Source organism: Mycobacterium sp. 2YAF39 (assembly GCF_052114565.1).
Taxonomy (GTDB): domain Bacteria; phylum Actinomycetota; class Actinomycetes; order Mycobacteriales; family Mycobacteriaceae; genus Mycobacterium.
Genome location: NZ_JBFREZ010000002.1, coordinates 170,690 through 192,730 on the forward strand (window position 1 = coordinate 170,690; position 22,041 = coordinate 192,730).

Below are 22,041 nucleotides of genomic sequence, written 5' to 3' on the forward strand. Positions count from 1 at the left end.
CCCCCGGCCTTGGCTGTAAACGCTCACCGTGCAACGGCCGGGAGACGACCTCTTACTTCTCCGTGATACTCAAAGGGCGTCGGTCCCGCGCTCGCCAGTGCGAACCCGCACAACGGTGTCCACGGGGCTGACCCAGACCTTGCCGTCGCCGATCTTTCCGGTGCGTGCGGCCTGGACGATCACGTCCACCACCTTGTCCACGGCGGAATCATCGACCACGACCTCGACTCGAACCTTCGGAACGAAATCGACGGAGTACTCAGCGCCGCGATAGACCTCGGTGTGCCCCTTCTGGCGGCCGTAGCCCTGAACCTCGCTGACGGTCATTCCGAGAATCCCCGTCTGCTCGAGTCCGGTCTTGACGTCTTCGAGCGTGAACGGCTTGATGATCGCAGTAATCAGCTTCATATTCCCTTATCCCTCCACGCCGGGGTGACGACCGAGTGGCGTGCCTGCTCCCACCGTCGCGAAGTCATAACCGCTTTCCGCATGTTCGCTTTCATCAGCGCCAGCAGCCTCCTCTTCGTCGCCGAGTCGCAGGCCCACCGTGAATTTCACGATAAACGCCAAGATAGCGGTCCCGACCGCACTGTAAAGCAGAACCGCCCCAGCGCCGACGGCCTGCCGCCATAGTTGGTCGAATCCGCCGCCATAGAACAGCCCGGCCACGCCTGCACCCGCCTCGGGTGCCGCGACGAGGCCGATGAGCAGCGTGCCGATGATGCCACCGACGAGGTGCACACCGACCACGTCGAGCGAGTCGTCATAGCCGAGTTTGTATTTCAGGCCGACAGCCAGGGCACACACCGAACCCGCAATCACACCGATCGCCAGCGCACCGACGACATTGACGGCGGAGCACGACGGTGTGATGGCAACGAGGCCCGCCACCACACCCGACGCGGCACCCAGCGATGTCGCCTTGCCGTCGCGAATACGTTCAGTGAGCAACCAAGCCAGCATCGCTGCCGCTGTCGCGACCGTGGTGGTGACGAAGGTCGAACCGGCAAGCCCGCCCGACGCACCCGCCGAGCCGGCGTTGAAGCCGTACCAGCCGAACCACAGCAGACCCGCGCCGAGCATGACGAACGGCAGGTTGTGCGGCCGCATCGGAGTATTCGGCCACCCCCTGCGCTTACCGAGGATCAGCACGAGGACCAGCGCCGCGGTACCCGCGTTGATGTGGACCGCCGTGCCGCCCGCGAAGTCGATTGCCGCCAGCTTGTTGGCGATCCAGCCGCCGGTCTCCGCGGTGCCACCGTCGAACGAGAACACCCAGTGCGCGACAGGGAAGTACACGACCGTGACCCACAGGCCCGAGAACAGCAGCCATCCGCCGAACTTGATGCGGTCGGCGACCGCACCCGAGATCAGCGCGACGGTGATGATCGCGAACATCAACTGGAACGCAACGAACACGGTGGCCGGCATCGTGAACACCAGCGGGATGTTGACCACTTCTGCGGCCTCGACCCCGGCTGCGGGATCCGCGATGACCTCGGCAGCGGCGTTACCGCCGATGAGGCCCTTCAGCCCGAAGAACTGCGTCGGGTCGCCGAACAGGTTGGACACGTCGTTGCCGAAGGCCATCGAGTAGCCGTAGAGCACCCACAGCACGGTGACCACACCCATGGCGGAGAAGCTCATCATGATCATGTTGAGCACGCCCTTGGCCCGCACCATGCCGCCGTAGAAGAAGGCGAGGCCAGGCGTCATCAACAAGACAAGCGCTGAGCTTGCCAGCATCCACGCGGTATCACCGGTGTCCGGTATACCGAGGGTCGGGAATCCATCCACTCGCAGTTTCCTCCTTCGACATGCCACGGCCGCAACGCTTTACGACCATTGACCTGGTCCAAGACAATGCTGAGTGGTTGTTTCGTCTAGGACGCCACGGTGTTTCGCTCGTGTGAACGGATGGGCAGTCGAGGTTTCGTCGGTGTTACATCACGCATTTTGGCGTGATGTTCGTTAACCGAGCAGTGCGTCGACGAACGCCGCGGGCTCAAATGGAGCAAGGTCGTCGGCGCCCTCACCGAGCCCCACGAGCTTGACTGGCACACCCAATTCCTGCTGCACGCGGAACACGATTCCGCCCTTGGCGGTGCCGTCGAGTTTGGTCAGCACCACACCCGTGATGTCGACGACTTCGGCAAATACACGGGCCTGCGGCAGTCCGTTCTGGCCGATCGTGGCGTCGAGTACCAGAAGCACCTCGTCGACCTCGGCGCGGCGGCTCACGACCCGTTTGACCTTGCCCAGCTCGTCCATCAGCCCGGTCTTGGTGTGAAGTCGCCCTGCGGTGTCGATGACGACGACGTCGGCACCGGCTTCGACACCGGCGTCCACGGCGTCGAACGCCACCGACGCCGGGTCGGCGCCCTCGGGGCCCCGCACGACCTGGGCCCCGACGCGGGATGCCCAACTCTGCAGTTGGTCGGCGGCGGCGGCGCGGAAGGTGTCGGCCGCACCGAGCACGACGCGACGGCCGTCGGCCACCAGCACCCGCGCCAGCTTGCCGACGGTGGTGGTCTTGCCGGTGCCGTTCACTCCGACGACAAGCAGCACAGACGGCTTGTCGTCGTGCGGGAGCGCCTTGATGGAGCGGTCCAGCTCCGGCCGTAGCTCCTCGATGAGGACCTCACGCAGCACCTCACGCGCGTCGGCCTCGGTGCGCACGCGACTGCTCGCCATCCGCGACCGCAGGGCCGTGACGATCGATTCGGTCGCCACCGGGCCCAGGTCGGCGATCAGAAGCGTGTCCTCGACGTCCTGCCAGGAGTCTTCGTCGAGGTCACCGCCGCCGAGCAGGCCCAGCATGCTGCGGCCCAGCGTGTTCTGCGACTTTGCGAGCCGCCCCCGCAGCCGCTCCAGCCGCCCGTCGGCCGGGGCGATCTCGTCGATCGCGGGTGCCGAAGGGGCCACGGGCTCGGCAGGCGCCGGCGGGGCCGCGGGCTCGACAGGCGCCTGCGGTTCTTCGATGACCGACGGCTCGGGCAGCTGTACGTCCGCAATGGCCCGCTTCGGTGAGTCACGCGGGATGGTGGCATCATCGCCGACGGCGGGCAGTCCGCCGGTATCGATCCGTTCGACCGGCTCGGCAGTAGGCGCTGACTGCGAGAACGTGATGTTTGACGAGGCGGTATAGCCGCCGGAGCGATCGACAGGAGTGGCGGTGTCCGCAGACGACAAGCTGATCCGCCGGCGCCGATACCGCACCAAGCCCACGACGACCGCGGCCACGACCAGAACAGCGATGACCGCGACCGCGATCCACAAACCTATTTCGGAGCCTGTCACCACGTCATTGTGTCAGGAGCGGTAGCCGGTGACTTCTGCGCCCGGGAGCTCCGGCGGCCTTATGGAAACCCGCAAACGACGACACATCGACGTGTGCCTGAGCGAGGCGGTCGACTACCAGACGGTGACCACCGGGTTGGAGCGCTACCGGCTGCCGTACAACGCGCTCACGCAGACCGACCTCGGCTCCATCGAGCTGGCGACCGATTTCCTCGGCGCCCGCCTGCGCGCTCCGGTGCTCATCGGCGCGATGACCGGTGGGGCGGAGTTGTCCGGCACCATCAATCGCCATCTGGCCGGCGCGGCCCAGCAACTCGGCATCGGCATGATGCTCGGCTCGCAGCGCATCATGCTCGACAACACTTCGGCCGCCGAGTCGTTTCGTATCCGCGACATAGCGCCGGACGTGCTGCTGATCGGGAACATCGGACTCGCTCAACTGACGGCGGAGACATTGCCCGCGCTCGTCGATGTGTTGGATCAGGTCGACGCCAACGCCCTTGCGGTGCATACCAATCCGCTGCAGGAAGCCATGCAGCACAAGGGTGATACGGACTTCTCGGGTTCGATCGCGCGCCTGCGCGACATCGTGGGAGCCATCGGCTATCCGGTGATGCTCAAGGAGGTCGGGCACGGTATCGGCGCCGCGGCGGCCGCCGAACTCACCGACTGCCCGATCGCGGCCGTCGACGTCGCGGGCGCCGGCGGCACATCATGGGCGCGCGTCGAGCAGTTCGTGCGGTACGGCGAGATCCGGTATCAGGCGCTGGCCGAGTGGGGCATTCCGACCGCTCAGGCTCTTCTGGAGGTCCGGCGGGCGCTACCCGGCGTTCCTGTCGTGGCGTCCGGCGGCATCCGCACCGGGATGGACGCGGCCAAGGCGCTCGCCTTGGGTGCTGACGTAGTGTCGGTGGCTCGGCCACTTCTGGCACCGGCGATCGAATCGCCTGCCGCCGTGGCGGATTGGCTGCAGCGCTTCATCGACGAACTGCTGATCTGTCTGCACGGCAGCGGAGCGGCCAATCTCGCCGAACTGCGCGAGAGCGGCGTCACCCCCGTGTGATTTCGGCGTGCTGAGTCTCGCTGAGCGGTACTGAGCACGCCGAAATCGCAGTCAGTTGGCGGCGCCGACCAGTTCCTGGCCGCGCATGCGCTGACTGATCACCGCGGTGATGCCGTCATCGCGCATCGTCACGCCGTACAGCGCGTCGGCAATCTCCATCGTCGGCTTCTGGTGCGTGATGATGAGCAACTGCGACTGGCTGCGCAGCTGTTCGAACAGCCCGAGCAGCCGGCGCAGGTTCACATCGTCGAGTGCGGCCTCCACCTCGTCCATGACGTAGAACGGCGACGGCCGTGCACGGAAGATGGCCACCAGCATCGCGACGGCGGTCAGCGACTTCTCGCCACCGGACAACAACGAAAGGCGCTTGATCTTCTTGCCCGGCGGACGGGCCTCGACCTCGATGCCCGTCGTGAGCATATCGTCGGGATTGGTCAGCAGCAGCCGGCCTTCGCCGCCGGGGAACAACGTCGAAAACACTTCTTGGAACTCACGTTCCACGTCCGCGTACGCCTCGGCGAACACCTGAAGAATGCGCGCGTCCACATCGTCGATGACGTCGAGCAGATCCTTGCGGGCCGCCTTCACATCCTCCAGTTGTGTGGACAGGAAGTTGTAGCGCTCCTCCAGGGCGGCGAACTCCTCGAGCGCCAGCGGGTTCACGCGGCCCAGCTCATTGAGTTCACGTTCGGCCTTCTTGGCGCGACGCTCCTGGGTGGGCCGGTCGAACGGCATGGGCGCGGGAGCCGTCACCTGTTCACCGCGTTCATGCGCCTGCTCGTATTCGGCCATCTCCAGCTCCGACGGGGGCAACGGAACGTCGGGGCCGTACTCGGCGACGAGGTCGGCGGCAGCCATCCCGAAGCTCTCGAGGATGTGCTCCTCGAGCTGTTCGATACGAAGGGCCGCTTGTGCTTTCGCGATCTCGTCGCGGTGCAGCGCGTCGGTCAGCGAGGCGATCTTGGCGCCCAGCTCATTGACCTCTTCACGCGCCTTCGCCAACGCACCCGCCCGGTGCTGACGCTCCGCGGCGACGTCGTCACGTGCCCGCGACGCGACCGACACCGCGGCGCTGAGCCGCTGAGCGACGAGACGGCCGGACTCGGCCACGGCCGCCGCGACCGCTGCGGCATGCACCCGCGCTTCGCGCGCGCGCTGAGCACGCAGCCGGGCGTCGCGCTCGGCGGCAGCGGCCCTGCGCAACGAATCCGCCTGGCCACGAACGGCGTTCGCACGCTCTTCGGCGGTGCGCACCGCCAGCCGGGCCTCGACCTCGGCCGCGCGTGCCGCCTCGGCCGCCGCCGTCGACTCCTGCCGGGTGTTGGGTTCGGATTCGAACGTCGGCTCCTGCTGGGCGTTGTACAGCCGCTGCTCGAGTTCGGCGAGCTCCTGCACGGTCCGATTGCGGCCCGTCTCGAGCTCGTTGCGCTGCTGGATCAGCCGCTGCCATTCGTCGTCTGTGGCGCGGGCGTCCTGGCCGAGCCGGCCGAGCTGTTCGTACACCGCCGAGATCGCCGCATCGGACTCGTTGAGCGCGGCGAGCGCCTGTTCGGCGGCGTCCTGGCGGGTGGACTGCTCTGCCAGCGCACCGGCCAGAGCGGCCGACAGTTCGCCGACCTGCTTCTCGGCCGCCACCAGCTCGCCCCTGGCCTTCTCGACCTCCGAGGCGATCTCCAACGTGCTGGGCTTGCGGTCGGATCCGCCGCTGACCCAGCCCGCGCCGACCAGGTCACCATCGGCGGTGACGGCTTTCAGTTGCGGACGCCCCGCGACCACGTCCAGCGCCGCGGACAGGTCACGGACCACCGCGACCCCGGACAACATGGCGGTGATCGCGCCCTGCAGCCGTTGGGGCGCCTCGACCAGATCCAGCGCCCACAGCGCACCATCGGGCGCAGGGCCGTCGCTAGGCGCGGAGTGCACAGGCCAGTCGCCCAGCACGATGGCGGCCCGCCCGCCGTCGGACTGCTTCAGCGCGGCGACGGCCGAACGCGCGGCCCCCGAGTTCTCGGCGGCGACGGCGTCAGCGGCCGCACCCAACACGGCGGCGATCGCCACCTCGTAGCCGGGGCGCACCTTGACCAGATTGGCGATCGACCCGAAAAGTCCTGAGCCACCATGATTTTTCTGCAGCCACGCCGCGCCGTCCTTGCGATCCAGACCGACGGACAGCGCCTCGATCCGGGCACGCAACGAGGCAACCTGACGCTCGGCGCCACGCTCGGCGGCCTGCAGTTCGGCGACGCGCTCGTCGGCGAGTCGCAGCGCAGTCACCGTTCGGTCGTGGTGCTCGTCGAGACCCAGCTCACCGGCGTCGAGTTCACCCACTCGGCTCTGCACGGTTTCGAACTCGGCCTGTGTCTGCTGGGCTTTCGCCGCGGCGTCTTCGATGCCACCGGTCAGCCGCGCCACGGTCTCGTCGACGGACTCGACGCGGGTGCGCATCGTGTCGACCTGGCCGGCCAGCCGGGCCAGACCTTCACGGCGATCGGCCTCGGCGCGCGCGGCGGCCATGTGGGCGCGCTCGGCTTCGGCGGCGACGCTTTCCCGCTCGCTCAGTTCGGCGCGGGCGGCCTCGAGGCGTGTTCGCGATTCGTTCAGCGCCTCGAGCAGTTGTCGCTCCTGGTTCGCGACCTCCTCCGCCTTGGCTTCCAGCGCCTCGGGATCGGGGCCGCTGGAGGAAACCGGCTCGGTGTCCAGGTGCTGGGCGCGCTCACTGGCGATACGTACGGTGGCGCTGACCCGCTCGGCCAGCGCGGACAACGAAAACCAGGTCTGCTGGGCGGCTTCCGCGCGCTCGCTGAGACTGCCGACCGCGGCCTCGTGGGTGTTCAATTCGACGGTTCGGGTGTCCAGCCGGGTCGCCAGATCGTCGTGTTCACGACGCAACGTCGTCTCGGTGTGGTTGGTGTTCTCGAACTCGGCGGTCCGGTTGACCAGGTCGTCGGCCGCCAACCGCAGCCGGGAGTCGCGCAGGTCTGCCTGGATGGTCTGGGCGCGGCGGGCCATCTCGGCCTGCCTGCCGAGCGGTTTGAGCTGACGGCGCAACTCTGTCGTCAGGTCGGTCAGCCTGGCCAGGTTGGCCGACATCGAGTCGAGCTTGCGGACCGCCTTTTCCTTGCGCTTGCGGTGCTTGAGGACGCCCGCGGCCTCCTCGATGAACGCGCGCCGGTCCTCGGGCCGGGATTCGAGGATCTCGGAGAGCTTGCCCTGGCCGACGATCACGTGCATCTCGCGGCCGATGCCGGAGTCCGACAGCAGCTCCTGCACATCCATCAAACGGCAACTGGCGCCGTTGATCTCGTATTCGCTGCCGCCGTCGCGGAACATTCGCCTGGTGATCGACACCTCGGAGTATTCGATCGGCAGCGAGTTGTCGGAGTTGTCGATGGTGACTGTGACCTCGGCGCGGCCCAGCGGCGGGCGCGAGGACGTGCCGGCGAAGATGACGTCCTCCATCTTGCCGCCGCGCAGAGTCTTAGCGCCCTGTTCCCCCATCACCCAGGTGAGCGCGTCCACCACGTTCGACTTGCCGGACCCGTTGGGGCCGACCACACAGGTGATGCCTGGCTCGAAGCGCAGAGTCGTCGACGAAGCAAACGACTTGAAGCCCTTCAGGGTCAGACTCTTGAGGTGCACGACGTGCCACACTACCGTCGCGCAGGCTAACGCTCGGTGAACCCCGATAGCGTTTCGCGGACTTCTGACCAATCGGCGATGACTTTGTCGACATGACCAGGAGTCCCGCCACCTTGCAGCAGGTCAAGCAGCTTTTCGCAGGCCGGCCGCGGACCCTGTGCGACCACCTGGACACGCCCATCGGGCCTGTTCGACGCGAATCCGGTCAGCCCGAGTTCCAAAGCGCGCGACCGGGTCCACCACCGGAAGCCCACCCCCTGGACGTGGCCGTGCACCCACGCGGTGAGTCGTACCTCAGCTAACTCCTGCATCATTGACCTCAAACGTCACTTTGGCACCGGACTTCAGCGTGCGGCCCACGGTGCAGACCTGATCGATGGCCCGCTCGACGACCGTGAGTACCCGCGCCCTTTCGTCGTCAGACAGGGCGGACAGGTCGAGTTCCATGCGCTCCTCGAGCAGTGGATAACGCTCCTGCTCACGATCGGGGGCGCCGGACACCCTGATGGTCGCCGCGTAGTCCTCGCCGAAACGACGCTGCAATGGCGCATCGCTGGCCATCCCGCTGCAGGCTGCCAATGCGATCTTCATCAGCTCGCCGGGTGTGAAGACGCCGTCGACGTCTTCGTTGCCTACGAGCACCTCGGCGCCGCGCGTGCTGCGCCCGGTGTAGCGGCGCGCGCCCGTGCGCTCAACCCACAGTTCGGTCATGCCTATTTGTACAACGTGCGTCCAATCGCCATTCCCACGCCGAAATCGGACTTTTGTAGGAGAAGTGCGAGTAAACGCCTCCAGAACTCGGATTTCGGGGTGGTCAGTCCCGGCGGACGTGCGGGCGGGGCTGGCGCGGTTTTGGTTGGCACCGTGGGCAGTAGAACGACGAGCGGTTCATGAACTTCTCCCGCCGCATCACCGCGCCGCACCGCCGGCACGGCTCACCCTCACGCCCGTAGGCGTCCAACGACCTTTCGAAATAGCCGGATTCGCCGTTGACGTTCACGTACAGCGAGTCGAACGACGTTCCGCCCTGGCCGAGCGCCTCGGTCATCACCTCGGCGGCGGCATCGAGCACCGTGCCGAGCTGCGTTCGGGTCAGCGACGACGCCAGCCGTGTGCCGTTCACCTTGGCGCGCCACAGCGCCTCGTCGGCGTAGATGTTGCCGATGCCCGACACCACCGTCTGATCGAGCAGCTGCCTCTTGATCTCGGAATGCTTGCGCCGCAACACCGCAATGACACCATCGCGATTGAAGTGCGGATCCAGCGGATCACGGGCGAGATGCGCGACGGGGAACGGGACGTCGGTTCCGTCGACGGTGACGACCTCCGCGAGCATCCACCCGCCGAACGTGCGCTGGTCGACGAAGCTCAGCGCGGTGCCGTCGTCGAGTAGCGCCGCGATGCGCAGGTGATCCTCTCGCGGCAGTGGCCCGAGCAGCATCTGCCCGCTCATGCCCAGATGGACGACGAGGGCCGACCCGTCATCGAGCGTCAGCCACAGGTACTTCCCGCGCCGTCCCGTGCCGACGATCCTCGAATCGAGCAGCCGCGCAGTCAGATCGGCGGGTCCGGCCTCGTGACGGCGCACCGCGCGCGGATGATGCACCCGGACCGCGCTGATGGTCTTGCCTACGACATGTGCGTCCAGCCCCCGACGAACGACCTCGACTTCAGGAAGTTCAGGCATCTACATCGGAAGCGGATTCGAGTGCGTTCCATGCCGCTGCGGCGGCCTTGAGTTCGGCCTCTTTCTTCGTGCGGCCGACGCCCTTGCCGTACTCCGCGTCGGCGACGACCACGGTCGCGGTGAACTCCTTGTCGTGATCGGGTCCAGTCGACGTCACCACATACGACGGCGCACCCATGCCACGGGATGCGGTGAGCTCCTGCAGGCTGCTCTTCCAGTCGAGGCCCGCACCCAGCGTCGGGGCGGTGTCCAACAGCGAGGCGAACAGCCGAAGAATCACCTCCCGCGCAGTGGTGATCCCATGCTCGACATAGATTGCGCCAAGCAGAGATTCGACACCGTCGGCCAAAATGCTCGCCTTGCCCGCGCCGCCCGAGTTCTCCTCACCCTTACCCAGCAACAGGTAGGCACCGAGCCCGTCGTCCGACAGTTCACGACCGACGTCGGCCAGCGCGTGTGTGTTGACGATGCTGGCCCGCAACTTGGCCAGATCGCCTTCGCTGCGATCGGGATGGCGGTGGTACAGCTCCTCGGTGATGGTCAGTCCGAGTACGGCGTCGCCGAGGAACTCCAGGCGCTCGTTGGTGGGCAGTCCGCCGTTCTCGTAGGAATAACTGCGGTGGGTGAGCGAGATGGTGAGCAGATCCGGGGACAGGTTGACCCCCAACGCCTTCAGTAGCGGGGCGCGGTCAGTCACGCGTGTCCTCGTCGAACATGCCCGAGAGCTTGGCCCAACGCGGGTCGATCTTCTCGTGCTGATGTCCCGGCTCGGCCGTCGCCAGCGGCACTCCGCAGTCGGGACACAGTCCGGCACAGTCGGGTCCGCACAACGGCACGAACGGCAACGCCAGTCCGACGGCGTCGATGATCGGCTGTTCCAGGTCGACGGTGTCGTCCACGACGCGGCCGATCTCGTCGGCCTCGGTGGTCTCGTCAGTGGCACTGTCGGGGTAGGCGAACAGTTCGGTGAGCTCGATCTCGACGTGTCCGGTGATCGGAGTCAGACAGCGCGCGCACTCACCCGCGGTCGGTCCGGACACCGTCCCGCTGACGAGCACGCCTTCGGAGACCGACTCGAGCCTCAGATCCAGCTCGAGCGGAGCGCCCTTGTCGATCGCGATCAGGTCGAGCCCGATACGGAGCGGGCTGAAGACGGTTTCGGTGACGGTCATCATCGACCCGGGCCGCCGCCCCAGCCTGGAAATATTCAGCACGAGCGGCGACCGTGATGCGCGCCGCGCGGGCGCCTTCGCATGCGTCGCCATAAGTGTCGATCTTACGGCGACCCTCGCAGGGGCTAGCGAGCCGCGTAGTCGTGCGTTCCCGCGGCGGTCCGCAGCTGATGCCGACCGCGGCCCACCGAACGCAGGGTCCCGTTGAGGAAGTCCTCAAATTCGGCCAGCTTGTTGTCGACGTAGATGTCGCATTCGCCGCGCAGACGGTCCGCTTCGGCGTGCGCCGAGTCGATCAGGCGGGTGGCCTCGGACGTCGCGGTCTGGACGATCTCGGTCTGTGCGACCAGGCGCTGCTGCTCCTTGATGCCTTCCTGCACAGCCTTCTCGTAGGCGAGGTTGCCGTTCTCGATGAGCCGGTCGGCCTCGGTCTTGGCGCGTCCGGTGCTCGCCTCGTACTCCCGCTTGGCGGTCGCGGCGAGACGAGTGGCCTCGTCGCGAGCCTCTCCGACCATCCGTTCGCTGTGCTGGCGGGCCTCGGAGACCATGCGATCAGCCTGCGACTTCGCGTCGGCGAGCAGCCGGTCGGCCTCGGCGCGGGCATGGTTGACCAGCGAATCCGCCTCGGCCGTTGCCGACGACACCATCGAGCCGGAGTGCTCCTTGGCCTCTCGCAACAACGTGTCGCGAGCGTCCAGGACGTCCTGGGCGTCGTCGAGCTCGCCGGGGATGGCGTCCTTGATGTCGTCGATCAACTCGAGGACGTCGCCGCGCGGCACCACGCAACCTGCCGTCATCGGCACGCCGCGCGCTTCTTCCACAATCGCGCCCAACTCATCGAGCGCCTCAAATACTCGGTACACGGCAACACCCTCCAGGCGTAGTTGACAGTTACCAGTGTGCCTGGTGTTACGCCTGTGACTCAGCTAGCGACACGGTGTGTCGCCTGCTTCTTGCTGCGTCACCGCTTCCCCAGGCCGCAGGCCAGTCTGGATTGATCTGCGCACATTATGTCAACACGACGGATCCCCGCATGCCCCGAGCCGTGAGCAAAGAAGCGCTTAACGCACCGCTGCGGCGATCGCGTCGCGCGCGCGGTCGACCATCGACGCGAACGGGCCGACCATGAAGTTAGCCTTGGCGGACTCGACACCGGGATGCGGACGCGTCGGCGCGATGGCCTCTGCAGCCAGCACCGCCTTGGCCATCCGGCCGCGATCGTCTGCCGTCAGATTGCGCTCGAGCTTGGTGAACTCGTCGTTCTCCTCACGCTCCGCGTGGTCGATTACGGCGTCGCGGAACTTCGTGAGCTCCTCGATGAACTTCGGGGAATCGATGTCCATCCCTTCGAGCTTCGACAGCATCTCCTTGGACTCGTGCTCCTCGGCCAGGCGGGCGTCGACGATCTCGTCGCCGTCGGCCGCCTCGTGGCGAACCCGCGGATGAACCACCATCTCCTCGGCCGTCTCGTGCACGGCAAGCAGCTGGCGCAGTTCGACGAACGCCTTTTCGCGGGCCTTCGTTTCCGAGGCGCTGAGCACCTCGTCGAACATGTCCTTGATCAAATTGTGCTGATCCTTGAGAAATCTGACGACGTCATCGGTCGACTGAACGAAAGTTTGAACCACGGCGATATCTCCGATTTATTCGGTGGGTTTGGTCGGCGCAATGGGCTGTGCGCCAACTCTCTGAATACCCGAGTCGCGGGTCGACTAACCCTGATCGGCCTTGAGCTTGGCCTGCAACCGCACATTGACGGGCTCGGGCAGCAAAGCGGAAACGTCGCCGCCGAGTGTCGCGACCTCCTTCGCCAGCGAGGACGACACGAACGAATACGTCGGCTTCGTGGCAACGAAGAAAGTGTCGACGCCCGCGATGTGCTTGTTCATCTGCGCCATCTGCAGCTCGTATTCGAAGTCGGTCCCCGTGCGCAGGCCCTTGACGATCGCGGTCAGTCCGCGACTCTTGACGAAGTCGACCACCAGGCCTTCGCCGGACTCCGCGCGCAGATTCGGCAGGTGCGTGGTGGACTCCTCGATCATCGCAATGCGCTCCTCGAGGCCGAACATCCCCTTTTTGTTGGGGTTGACCAGCACCGCCACGACGACCTCGTCGAATTGGGCCGCCGCACGCTCGAAGATGTCGATATGGCCGAGGGTTACCGGGTCGAAGGAGCCCGGGCATACGGCGCCGCTCATGGGGAACGACGCTACAGGGCCGGCTAACATTCGGCGGGCAGGAGCGCTGGGCCCACCGCTTGCGAGGGGACGACCCGGGGATCAACCCCGTTCGGCCAGTTCCAGCCGGGTGTCGCCATACGAGCGCGACGGCCACACCTGCCATTGGCTCGGCCACGCGAGCATCGGTCCGGAGGTCGGGCGTTCGACGACGGCGACGGTCCCTGACGCTGTCCACCCCCCGTCCGTCAGTGCGGCGAGCACGGCTTCGACCTCCCCCGCGTCCATGTCGTAGGGCGGGTCGGCGAACACCAGGTCCACGGATTGCGCGCTGCCCGCTAGCACCGCCGTCACCGGGCCGCGGCGCACTTTCGCGCCGGTCACACCCAGCGCGGTGATGTTCTTCTCGATGACGCCGGCGGCACGCTGGTCGGATTCGACGAACACGGCCGAGACCGCTCCGCGCGACAGCGCTTCGAGACCCAATGCTCCCGAGCCGGCGTACAGATCGAGCACCGAGAGCCCGTCGAGGTCGATACGTGCGGTCAGGAGGTTGAACAGCGATTCGCGGACCCGATCGGTGGTGGGGCGGGTACCGGTGCGCGGCACCGTGATTCGCCGTCCACCCAGGGCGCCGGCGACGATGCGGGTCAGCTGACCACCACCAGCAGGTCGCCACCCTCGACCTGTGCTGTCTGCGACACCGCGACGCGGCTGACCTCGCCGGCCTTGGGCGCGGTGATAGCGGCCTCCATTTTCATCGCCTCGATCGTGGCGATGGTCTGCCCCGCGTCGACCTTTTCACCGGCCGAGACGCCCACGGTCACGACGCCGGCGAAGGGCGCGGCGACGTGGTCGGGATTGGACCGGTCGGCCTTCTCGGCGGCGGGTACCTCGCTGGCGATGCTGTTGTCGCGCACCACCACCGGCCGCAGCTGACCGTTGAAGATGCACATCACGGTGCGCATGCCACGTTCATCGGGATCGGAGATCGCCTCGAGCCCGATCAACAGTTCGACGCCCTTTTCGAGCCTCACCCGATGCTCGTCGCCGTGACGCAGACCGTAGAAGAACTGGTTGGCCGACAGGCTGGAGGTGTCGCCGTACAGATCCCGGTGGACCTCGAATTCCTTTGTCGGCCCACCGAACAGCAGCCGGTTCAACGTGGCTTGCCGCGTAACGCCCGGTTGCGCCAGCAACTTCTCGTCCTCGGCGCTCAGCTCTTCGGTGGGCCGTACCGGTGGCCGCCCGTCGAGCGCTTTGGTGCGCAACGGTTCCGGCCAGCCGCCCGGCGGGTCGCCGAGTTCACCGCGAAGAAATCCGATGACCGAATCGGGGATGTCGAACCGCGCTGGGTCCGAGGCGAATTCGTCGGCGGTGATACCCGCACCCACCAAGGCAAGCGCAAGGTCACCGACGACCTTGCTCGACGGCGTGACCTTGACCAGCCGGCCGAGGATCCGGTCGGCATCGGCGTAGTTGGTCTCGATCTCCTCGAACCGGTCCCCCAACCCCAGGGCGATCGCCTGCTGGCGCAGGTTCGACAGCTGGCCGCCCGGGATCTCGTGGTGATACACCCGTCCGGTCGGGGTTGTTGGACCAGACGCCGCAACATCGAACGGCGCGTACACCTTTCGCAGCGCCTCCCAGTAGGGCTCGAGATCGCACACCGCCGACAGCGACAACCCGGTGTCGTACTCGGTGTGCGCCGCTGCGGCGACGATCGAGCTCAGCGCGGGCTGGCTCGTGGTGCCTGCCAGCGGAGCCGAGGCACCGTCGACGGCGTTGGCGCCGGCCTGCCATGCCGCCAGATAGGTGGCCAGCTGGCCACCGGGGGTGTCGTGGGTGTGCACGTGCACCGGCAGGTCGAAGCGGCCGCGCAATGCGCCGACCAGGACTGTGGCGGCATGCGGTCGCAGCAGCCCGGCCATGTCCTTGATCGCCAGGACGTGCGCGCCCGCGTTGACGATCTGGTCGGCCAGCTTGAGGTAGTAGTCCAGTGTGTAGAGGTTTTCGCCGGGGTCGGTCAGGTCACCGGTGTAGCTCATGGCGACCTCGGCGATCGACGTGCCGGTTTCGCGGACCGCATCGATGGCGGGCCGCATCGACTCGACGTTGTTCAGCGCGTCGAAGATGCGGTAGATGTCGATACCCGTTGCCGTCGCCTCCTCGACGAAGGCCTTGGTCACCGTCTCCGGGTAGGGCGTGTAGCCAACGGTGTTGCGCCCGCGCAGCAGCATCTGCAGGCAAATGTTCGGCATCGCCTCACGCAGCGCGGCCAGCCGCTCCCACGGGTCCTCCTTCAAGAACCGAAGCGCCACATCGTATGTCGCGCCGCCCCAGCATTCGACCGACAACAGTTGAGGGGTCATCCGCGCGATGTAGGGCGCCACCATGAGCAGGCCGGTGGTCCGCAACCGGGTCGCCAACAGCGACTGGTGCGCATCGCGGAACGTCGTATCCGTGACACCGACCGCCTTCGATTCGCGCATCCACGCCGCGAACCCTTCCGGCCCCAGTTCGGTCAGTCGCTGTTTGGATCCCGGCGGCGGAGGCGGCGTCAAATCGACGTCGGGCAGCTTGTCGTGCGGATAGACCGTCGACGGCCGCGGTCCGTGCGGCTGGTTGACCGTGACGTCGGCCAGGTAGTTGAGGATCTTGGTGCCGCGATCGGCCGGGGTGTGGGACGTCAACAGGTACGGGCGGTCATCGATGAACGACGTGGTGACGCGGCCCGCACGGAAATCCGGATCGTTGACCACGGCCAACAGGAACGGGATGTTCGTCGACACCCCGCGCACCCGGAACTCGGCAAGCGCGCGGCGGGACCGGGCGACCGCCGTCGCGTAGTCACGCCCGCGGCACGTCAGCTTGACCAGAAGGGAGTCGAAGTGTGCCCCGATCTCGGCGCCCAAATGTGTTGCGCCATCGAGGCGAATGCCAGCACCGCCCGGCGATCGGTAGCTGGTGATGCGCCCGGTGTCAGGGCGGAACCCGTTCGCGGGATCCTCGGTGGTGATCCGGCACTGCATGGCAAAACCCCGCGGCGCCGCCAACCCGTCCTGACTCAGACCCAGACTTTCCAGGGTCTCGCCGTCCGCGATGCGCAATTGACTCGCGACCAGGTCGACGTCGGTGATCTCCTCGGTGACCGTGTGCTCGACCTGGATGCGCGGGTTCATCTCGATGAACACGTAATGCCCGCGCTCGTCGAGGAGGAACTCGACGGTGCCGGCGTAGGTGTAGTCGATCTGCCGCGCGAACGCGACCGCATCCGCGCACATCTTGTCGCGAAGTTCAGCGGGAAGGTTCGGCGCAGGGGCGAGTTCGATGACCTTCTGGTGGCGCCGCTGCACGCTGCAGTCACGCTCGAACAGGTGCATCACGGCACCGTGCTTGTCGGCGAGGATCTGCACCTCGATGTGACGCGGGTTCAGCACCGCCTGTTCGAGATACACCGAAGAATCGCCGAACGCCGACTCGGCCTCGCGGCTCGCCGCTTCGATGGCTTCGGGCAGCGACGACGGGTCGGTCACGCGCCGCATGCCGCGCCCGCCACCGCCGGACACGGCCTTGACGAACAGCGGGAACTCCATCGTCTCGGCGGCCGCCACCAGCTCCTCGACCGACGACGACGGCGCCGAGGAGTTCAGCACCGGCAGCCCCGCATCGCGTGCCGCCGCGATCGCCCTGGACTTGTTCCCCGTCAGTTCGAGAATGTCGGCGCTCGGGCCGATGAAGGTGATGCCGGCATCGGCGCACGCAGCAGCGAGCTGAGGATTCTCGGACAGGAATCCGTAGCCGGGATAGACGGCGTCGGCGCCCGCTTGTTGCGCGACGCGGATGATCTCGTCGACCGACAGGTAGGCGCGAACGGGGTGTCCCGTATCCCCGATCTGATACGACTCGTCGGCCTTCAGCCGGTGCTGGGAGTTGCGGTCCTCGTGCGCGTAGACCGCGATGGTGGTGATGCCCATCTCGTAGGCGGCCCGGAACGCACGGATCGCGATCTCACCGCGATTGGCCACCAGAACTTTGGATATCACGCGCTATCAGCCCCCGTCGTGTTCTAGAGGAGCGTGGACCAGTAGTCCCAGAAGCGCACCAGTATCAGCAAGATCAGACCGGTGAACCATAACGCCACCAGCGACCAGCGCCACGTATAGAGCGCGCGCACAACGCCGTTGGACGTCGCGGGAGCGACCGCGATCGATGTTGCGACGACGAGCAGCGGGATCGTCACGGCCCACACCACCATGCAGTACGGGCACAGGGCGCCGATGCTGTACAGGCTCTGCCACGCCAGCCAGTGCACGAACACGGTGCCGAGCAGGGCGCCGATCGACAGCCCCACCCAATACCACCGCGGCAGCTCGACTTTGGTGATCGCGAGCACCCCGGTCACCAGCACGACGGTGAACGCCACGATGCCGATGAGCGGGTTGGGGAAGCCGAACGCCGACGCCTGCGGGGTGATCATCACCGAACCGCACGACAGCACCGGATTCAGGCTGCAGGACGGCACATAGTCGGGGTCGATGAGGATCTCGATCTTCTCGATCGTGAGCGTCACCGCGGCGGTGAGGCCGAGCACCCCCGCGATCAGCACCCAGATCGCGCTGGCTCTACCGACCGCAACACGCGCCGACGATGCCGATGCGGATTCGCTCGGCTCGACGGTGCTGGGTACGGCCACGGTCACGGGGCTGGCGCGGGTGCGGGAGGAGCGACCGGGGTGGTGGGGTCGGCGGCAGGAGGCGGCGCACCGGAGTCGAGGGCGGGCACGTTCCCGACGATCTCCTCGATCTTGGCGATCAATGCTTCAGGAGTGGTGGGGCTGTAGTCCTCGCCGTTGATGCGAATCGTCGGCGTCGAATTCACGTTGGTGGCGGCGGCAAGCCCCGAAACCATGTCGGAATTGGTCTCCTTGTTGATGCACTCGGGGACCTGACCGCCGGCGCCGGCTTGGCGCGCGACCTCGGCCAGCCGGCCGTTGTCGGGGAACGGACCGACGCCCTCCTGGGGCTGCTGGGCGTACAGCGCGGCGTGGAACCGGCGGAATGCCTCGATCGAATCTCCCGCGACGCAGTACGCCGCGTTGGACGCCCGCGACGAGTACCCGTCGCCCTGACGATCCAGGATCGCGACCATGTAGTAGTCCGCGGCGACGGCTCCCGAGTCGATCAGCTTGTTGACCGTGGGACCGAAATTCTGCTCGAAGTTGCGGCACGCCGGGCACAGGAAATCCTCGTACAGCCCGAGCACGGCCTTTGGCTCGTCAGTGCCGTCCTTCTTGATCAAGCTGGCCGACGTGACCCTGATCGATTGGGCCTCGCCCGCGGTCGGCTTGTCGTCGGCCGACAACACGATGTACATGACGAGCACCACGGCGAAGATCACCACGATCGCCGTCAGTCCGATCTGGACCGCCAGGTTGCGCCTGCGGTCGGAGGCCTTCAGGTCGTATTTCGGTTTCGAAGCCACGCGACAAGAGTACCGGCGGCCCCTCCCGTCTCTTTCACCTGCGGGCCAGATGAGCGCGCAGCGCCGAGATCGATTCCGCGGCGGCGGTCGCGCTGTCACCCCCGACCGGGAAGAAGTTGACGAAGCCATGGATCAGCGAGCCGAACTCCCGGTGGTCGACGGCCACACCTGCCGCGCGCAATGCGTCCGCATACTGCCTGCCCTCGTCGCGCAATGGGTCGAACCCCGCGGTCAGCACCAGCGCAGGCGGCAGCCCGGACAGGTCGTCGGCCAGCAGTGGCGATACCCGTGGGTCGGAGGCGTCGACAAGCCCGCCGTCGATGTACTTCTCGACACCGAACTGCAGATCGCCACCGGTGAGAAAGAACCCGTCGCCGAACAACGTTCGCGACCGCGTCTGGGCGCCCCAGTTGGTGACCGGGTAGAACAGCATTTGCACCGCAGGCAGCCGAACACCCTCGTCGCGCGCGCGTAGCGAGACCAGCGCGGCGAGGTTGCCACCGGCGCTGTCGCCGCCGACCGCCACCCGGCCGGAATCGGCCCCCAACTCCCCAGCATGGTCGAGTGCCCACGTGAACGCGGCGAACGCGTCGTCGACACTTGCCGGCGCCTTGTGCTCTGGCGCCAGCCGGTAGTCGACCGCCAAGACATGCAGCCCGCCCTCCCGGCAGATCTGTCGGCACACGTCATCGTGCGTCTCGAGATCGCCGATCACCATTGCGCCGCCGTGAAAGAAGACCAGCAGCGGCGCGCCGTCGCCGTCGATCGGCCGGTAATGGCGCGCGGGGATGGGCCCGTCCGGGCCGGCGATGACAAGGTTCGTCACCGATGCGACCGGGATGTCCTGTTTGAAGCCGTCGGTCAACATCCGCAACAGCGCACGAGCTGTCGGGACATCCTCGTCCAGAATCAGACTCCCGAGCCCCAAGGCGTTCTGGCCGAAGAGCATGAACTGCAGCGTGGTGTCCAGGGTGTTGCCGTCGATGACGACCGAACGGCCGCCGACCAGCAGCCGTTTGACTGGGTCCGGGATACGGGGAAGCGCACGCATGGTTTTGGCGCCGATCTTCACCAACCGGGCTTTGCGCCCCGTCGGCGCCGGGGACGACTGAACTGGCAGACTCGAAGTCATGGCTTCTCCCTCGCTCACGCTCAATGACGGTAATGCGATACCGCAGGTTGGATTCGGTGTTTTCCAGACACCGCCGGACGAGACCGAACGCGCGGTGTCTATCGCCTTCGAGGCCGGATACCGGCACGTCGACACCGCTGCGGTTTATCGCAACGAACGCGGTGTGGGTAAGGCATTCGCCGAATCCGGCCTGCCGCGCGAGGACGTTTTCATCACGACGAAGCTGTGGAATTCCGATCAGGGCTACGACAGCACGCTCAAGGCCTTCGACGCCAGCGTGGACCGCCTCGGCCTCGACTACGTCGACCTGTACCTGGTCCACTGGCCGATGCCGGCACGCAACACGTTCGTCGAAACCTTCAAGGCGTTCTCGCAGCTGCGCGACCAAGGCCGCGTGCGCTCCATCGGCGTGAGCAACTTCGAACCCGAGCACCTGCGAATCCTGGTGGACGCCACCGGAATCGTGCCCGCCGTGAACCAGGTGGAGCTGCATCCGCTGCTACAGCAGGAGGAGCTGCGCGAGGTGCACCATCAGATGGGAGTCGCCACCGAGGCGTGGGCGCCGCTCGGCCAGGGTGCCCTCCTGGACAACCCGAAGGTGACAGAGGTCGCCGAACGACATGGAAAAACGCCGGCGCAGGTACTGATTAGGTGGCATATCCAAATCGGCAATATAGTCATCCCGAAATCGGTGACCCCCGAGCGAATTGTGAGTAACTTCGACGTGTTCGATCTTGAACTGAGCGAGCAGGACATGGCGTCCATCACCTCGCTGGGCGATGGAACACGGTTGGGTCCCGATCCACGGACCTTCGACTTCACAGGTTAGGTGACATGACCCAATCGCCCGGCTCCACGGCAGCGATCACACTCAACGACGGAAATACCCTTCCGGTGATCGGTCTCGGGGTCGGCGAATTGTCGGAATCCGAAACCGAACAGTCGGTGTCCGCCGCGCTGGAGGCGGGCTATCGGTTGATCGACACCGCGTCGGCCTACGGGAACGAGGCCGCGGTCGGCCGGGCGATCGCCTCGTCGGGGATTCCGCGCGAAGAAATCTTCGTCACGACCAAGCTGGCCACCAGCGATCAGGGCTTCCAGAAGTCGCAGGACGCCCTGAAGGCCAGCCTGGAGCAGCTCGGCCTCGATTACGTCGACCTCTACCTGATCCACTGGCCGGCCGGAAACCCCGGTAAGTACGTCGACAGCTGGGGCGGGCTGATGAAACGGAAGGAAGAGGGCGACACCAAGTCGATCGGTTTGGCGAACTTCCACGCCGAAGACTTGTCGAACGTCATCGACTTGTCGTTCTTCACCCCCGCGGTCAACCAGATCGAATTGCATCCGCTGCTGAACCAGGCCGAGTTGCGCGCCACCAACGCCGAATACGGCATCGTCACCGAGGCCTACGGCCCCTTGGGCGTCGGAAACCTGTTGGACAACACGACGATCGGATCGGTGGCGCAGGCCCACGGGAAGACGGCCGCGCAGGTGCTCATCAGGTGGAGCATTCAGCTCGGCAACATCGTCATCCCGCGTTCCTCGTCACCGGAGCGGATCAGGTCGAATTTCGACGTCTTCGACTTCGAGCTGACCGACGACGACATGGCCACCCTCAACGGGCTGAATGACGGCACCCGCTTCCGCCCGGACCCCGAAACATACACGGGCACTTAGCCTGCGCGCAGTCAGACGCGACCAAGACGGCTGGCACGTTTGCCGTCGGCGGCGCTCTGGGTGGAGGTCGCGAGGATTCGTTCGGACAGGTCGAGCAGTGCCGTGTGCAAGTCGGCATCGCTGATGTCGGCCAACTCGGGATCGGCGACGGCGCTCGCTACCCCGGATAGGAACACCGCGTAGGCGACGCGGTCGGCGGTCGTGCGATCCGGCCCCTCCAGCAGTTCACGCAGGCGGTCAGCTACTTCCTTGAGTTCGGGCCTGTTGAGCACCATCAGATCGATGGCTGGGTCTCCGCAGAAGAACACCGCCAACTGTCGGTGCCGCACCGTCATTTCGATCAGCCCGCTCACGGCGACAGCGCGTCGCTGCTGGGCGTCGGGAAGTGCTTCGGCGATTCTGATGACGCGAGCCGTGTCCTCGATGGACGGGCGAAGAACTTCGAGGGCGATGTCTTCCTTCGAGTGGAATTGGTAGTAGACAGCGGCCTTACTCACGCCGACACGGTCGGCGATCATCTGCAGCGACGTGCCGTGTACCCCGTGCTCGGCGAATAGCGCAAGCGCGGCGTCGAGTACACGACTGCGGGCGGTGCCCCGCTGTGCCGTGGGTCTAGCCAATCGAGTTGCCTCTCCCGAATATCGCGCAACGCACAGAGAGTAGTCCACGCGCCCAACTCAAGTTAGCCGTTCGGCTTGCCCAACTTCACC

21 protein-coding genes are annotated in these 22,041 nt (G+C 66.4%); 3 read left to right on the top strand and 18 right to left on the bottom strand.

Going from position 1 to position 22,041, the window contains the following annotated elements:
* Positions 1–69 precede the first annotated feature (69 nt).
* From AB4Z42_RS06310 to ftsY, 3 genes are all read right to left on the bottom strand, one after another.
* The gene (locus tag AB4Z42_RS06310) at positions 70–408 is read right to left on the bottom strand and encodes a P-II family nitrogen regulator (RefSeq protein ID WP_006242172.1); all 339 of its coding nucleotides are present in this window, start codon (positions 406–408) and stop codon (positions 70–72) included.
* A gap of 6 nt (positions 409–414) precedes the next feature.
* On the bottom strand, positions 415–1,797 hold the full coding sequence (locus AB4Z42_RS06315) for an ammonium transporter (RefSeq protein WP_442008286.1): 1,383 nt from the start codon (positions 1,795–1,797) through the stop codon (positions 415–417).
* Positions 1,798–1,971: 174 nt separating this feature from the next.
* Positions 1,972–3,285, bottom strand: coding sequence for a signal recognition particle-docking protein FtsY (ftsY, locus tag AB4Z42_RS06320; protein WP_442008851.1), 1,314 nt, complete (start codon positions 3,283–3,285; stop codon positions 1,972–1,974).
* Between the two features lie 76 nt (positions 3,286–3,361).
* Here ftsY and fni point away from each other — a divergent pair, with 76 nt between their 5' ends.
* Positions 3,362–4,363: a type 2 isopentenyl-diphosphate Delta-isomerase gene (gene fni, locus AB4Z42_RS06325; protein ID WP_442008852.1), complete on the top strand. Its 1,002-nt coding sequence runs from the start codon at positions 3,362–3,364 to the stop codon at positions 4,361–4,363.
* A gap of 51 nt (positions 4,364–4,414) precedes the next feature.
* Here the strand turns inward: fni and smc are convergent, their stop codons facing one another.
* The 14 genes from smc to AB4Z42_RS06395 form a co-directional block, all read right to left on the bottom strand.
* Positions 4,415–8,002 carry a chromosome segregation protein SMC gene (smc, locus tag AB4Z42_RS06330; protein WP_442008287.1) on the bottom strand — a complete coding sequence of 1,196 codons (3,588 nt, stop codon included), beginning with the start codon at positions 8,000–8,002 and terminating at the stop codon, positions 4,415–4,417.
* Positions 8,003–8,028: 26 nt separating this feature from the next.
* Positions 8,029–8,313: an acylphosphatase gene (locus AB4Z42_RS06335; protein ID WP_442008288.1), complete on the bottom strand. Its 285-nt coding sequence runs from the start codon at positions 8,311–8,313 to the stop codon at positions 8,029–8,031.
* Positions 8,297–8,713, bottom strand: coding sequence for an OsmC family protein (locus tag AB4Z42_RS06340; protein WP_442008289.1), 417 nt, complete (start codon positions 8,711–8,713; stop codon positions 8,297–8,299). Before AB4Z42_RS06340 ends, AB4Z42_RS06335 begins: the two co-directional genes overlap by 17 nt.
* Before the next feature lie 103 nt (positions 8,714–8,816).
* Positions 8,817–9,689, bottom strand: coding sequence for a DNA-formamidopyrimidine glycosylase (gene mutM / locus AB4Z42_RS06345; RefSeq protein ID WP_442008290.1), 873 nt, complete (start codon positions 9,687–9,689; stop codon positions 8,817–8,819).
* Complete coding sequence (rnc, locus tag AB4Z42_RS06350; RefSeq protein WP_442008291.1) at positions 9,682–10,386, bottom strand: ribonuclease III; 705 nt, start codon at positions 10,384–10,386, stop codon at positions 9,682–9,684. The genes mutM and rnc overlap by 8 nt, the downstream gene beginning before the upstream one ends.
* On the bottom strand, positions 10,379–10,954 hold the full coding sequence (locus tag AB4Z42_RS06355; RefSeq protein WP_442008292.1) for a YceD family protein: 576 nt from the start codon (positions 10,952–10,954) through the stop codon (positions 10,379–10,381). Before AB4Z42_RS06355 ends, rnc begins: the two co-directional genes overlap by 8 nt.
* Positions 10,955–10,986: 32 nt before the next feature.
* On the bottom strand, positions 10,987–11,724 hold the full coding sequence (sepIVA, locus tag AB4Z42_RS06360) for a cell division protein SepIVA (RefSeq protein WP_442008293.1): 738 nt from the start codon (positions 11,722–11,724) through the stop codon (positions 10,987–10,989).
* 198 nt (positions 11,725–11,922) lie between these two features.
* The gene (locus AB4Z42_RS06365) at positions 11,923–12,489 is read right to left on the bottom strand and encodes a hemerythrin domain-containing protein (protein ID WP_442008294.1); all 567 of its coding nucleotides are present in this window, start codon (positions 12,487–12,489) and stop codon (positions 11,923–11,925) included.
* Positions 12,490–12,573: 84 nt separating this feature from the next.
* Positions 12,574–13,059, bottom strand: coding sequence for a pantetheine-phosphate adenylyltransferase (gene coaD / locus AB4Z42_RS06370; protein WP_442008295.1), 486 nt, complete (start codon positions 13,057–13,059; stop codon positions 12,574–12,576).
* A gap of 81 nt (positions 13,060–13,140) precedes the next feature.
* Entirely contained in the window at positions 13,141–13,692 is a 552-nt protein-coding gene (rsmD, locus tag AB4Z42_RS06375) for a 16S rRNA (guanine(966)-N(2))-methyltransferase RsmD (RefSeq protein WP_442008853.1), read from the bottom strand.
* A complete protein-coding gene (locus tag AB4Z42_RS06380; protein WP_442008296.1) occupies positions 13,689–17,084 on the bottom strand; it encodes a pyruvate carboxylase in 3,396 nt (1,131 codons plus the stop codon). Before AB4Z42_RS06380 ends, rsmD begins: the two co-directional genes overlap by 4 nt.
* Before the next feature lie 23 nt (positions 17,085–17,107).
* The gene (locus AB4Z42_RS06385; RefSeq protein ID WP_442008297.1) at positions 17,108–17,740 is read right to left on the bottom strand and encodes a vitamin K epoxide reductase family protein; all 633 of its coding nucleotides are present in this window, start codon (positions 17,738–17,740) and stop codon (positions 17,108–17,110) included.
* Positions 17,737–18,522: a DsbA family protein gene (locus AB4Z42_RS06390; protein WP_442008298.1), complete on the bottom strand. Its 786-nt coding sequence runs from the start codon at positions 18,520–18,522 to the stop codon at positions 17,737–17,739. Before AB4Z42_RS06390 ends, AB4Z42_RS06385 begins: the two co-directional genes overlap by 4 nt.
* A 34-nt stretch (positions 18,523–18,556) precedes the next feature.
* Positions 18,557–19,654: an alpha/beta hydrolase gene (locus AB4Z42_RS06395; protein WP_442008299.1), complete on the bottom strand. Its 1,098-nt coding sequence runs from the start codon at positions 19,652–19,654 to the stop codon at positions 18,557–18,559.
* Here AB4Z42_RS06395 and AB4Z42_RS06400 point away from each other — a divergent pair.
* The gene (locus tag AB4Z42_RS06400; RefSeq protein WP_442008300.1) at positions 19,653–20,483 is read left to right on the top strand and encodes an aldo/keto reductase; all 831 of its coding nucleotides are present in this window, start codon (positions 19,653–19,655) and stop codon (positions 20,481–20,483) included. The two genes, AB4Z42_RS06395 and AB4Z42_RS06400, sit on opposite strands and share 2 nt — an antisense overlap.
* 5 nt (positions 20,484–20,488) lie before the next feature.
* The gene (locus AB4Z42_RS06405) at positions 20,489–21,331 is read left to right on the top strand and encodes an aldo/keto reductase (RefSeq protein WP_442008301.1); all 843 of its coding nucleotides are present in this window, start codon (positions 20,489–20,491) and stop codon (positions 21,329–21,331) included.
* Between the two features lie 11 nt (positions 21,332–21,342).
* Here the strand turns inward: AB4Z42_RS06405 and AB4Z42_RS06410 are convergent, their stop codons facing one another.
* A complete protein-coding gene (locus AB4Z42_RS06410) occupies positions 21,343–21,951 on the bottom strand; it encodes a TetR/AcrR family transcriptional regulator (protein ID WP_442008302.1) in 609 nt (202 codons plus the stop codon).
* Between the last annotated feature and the right edge of the window lie 90 nt (positions 21,952–22,041).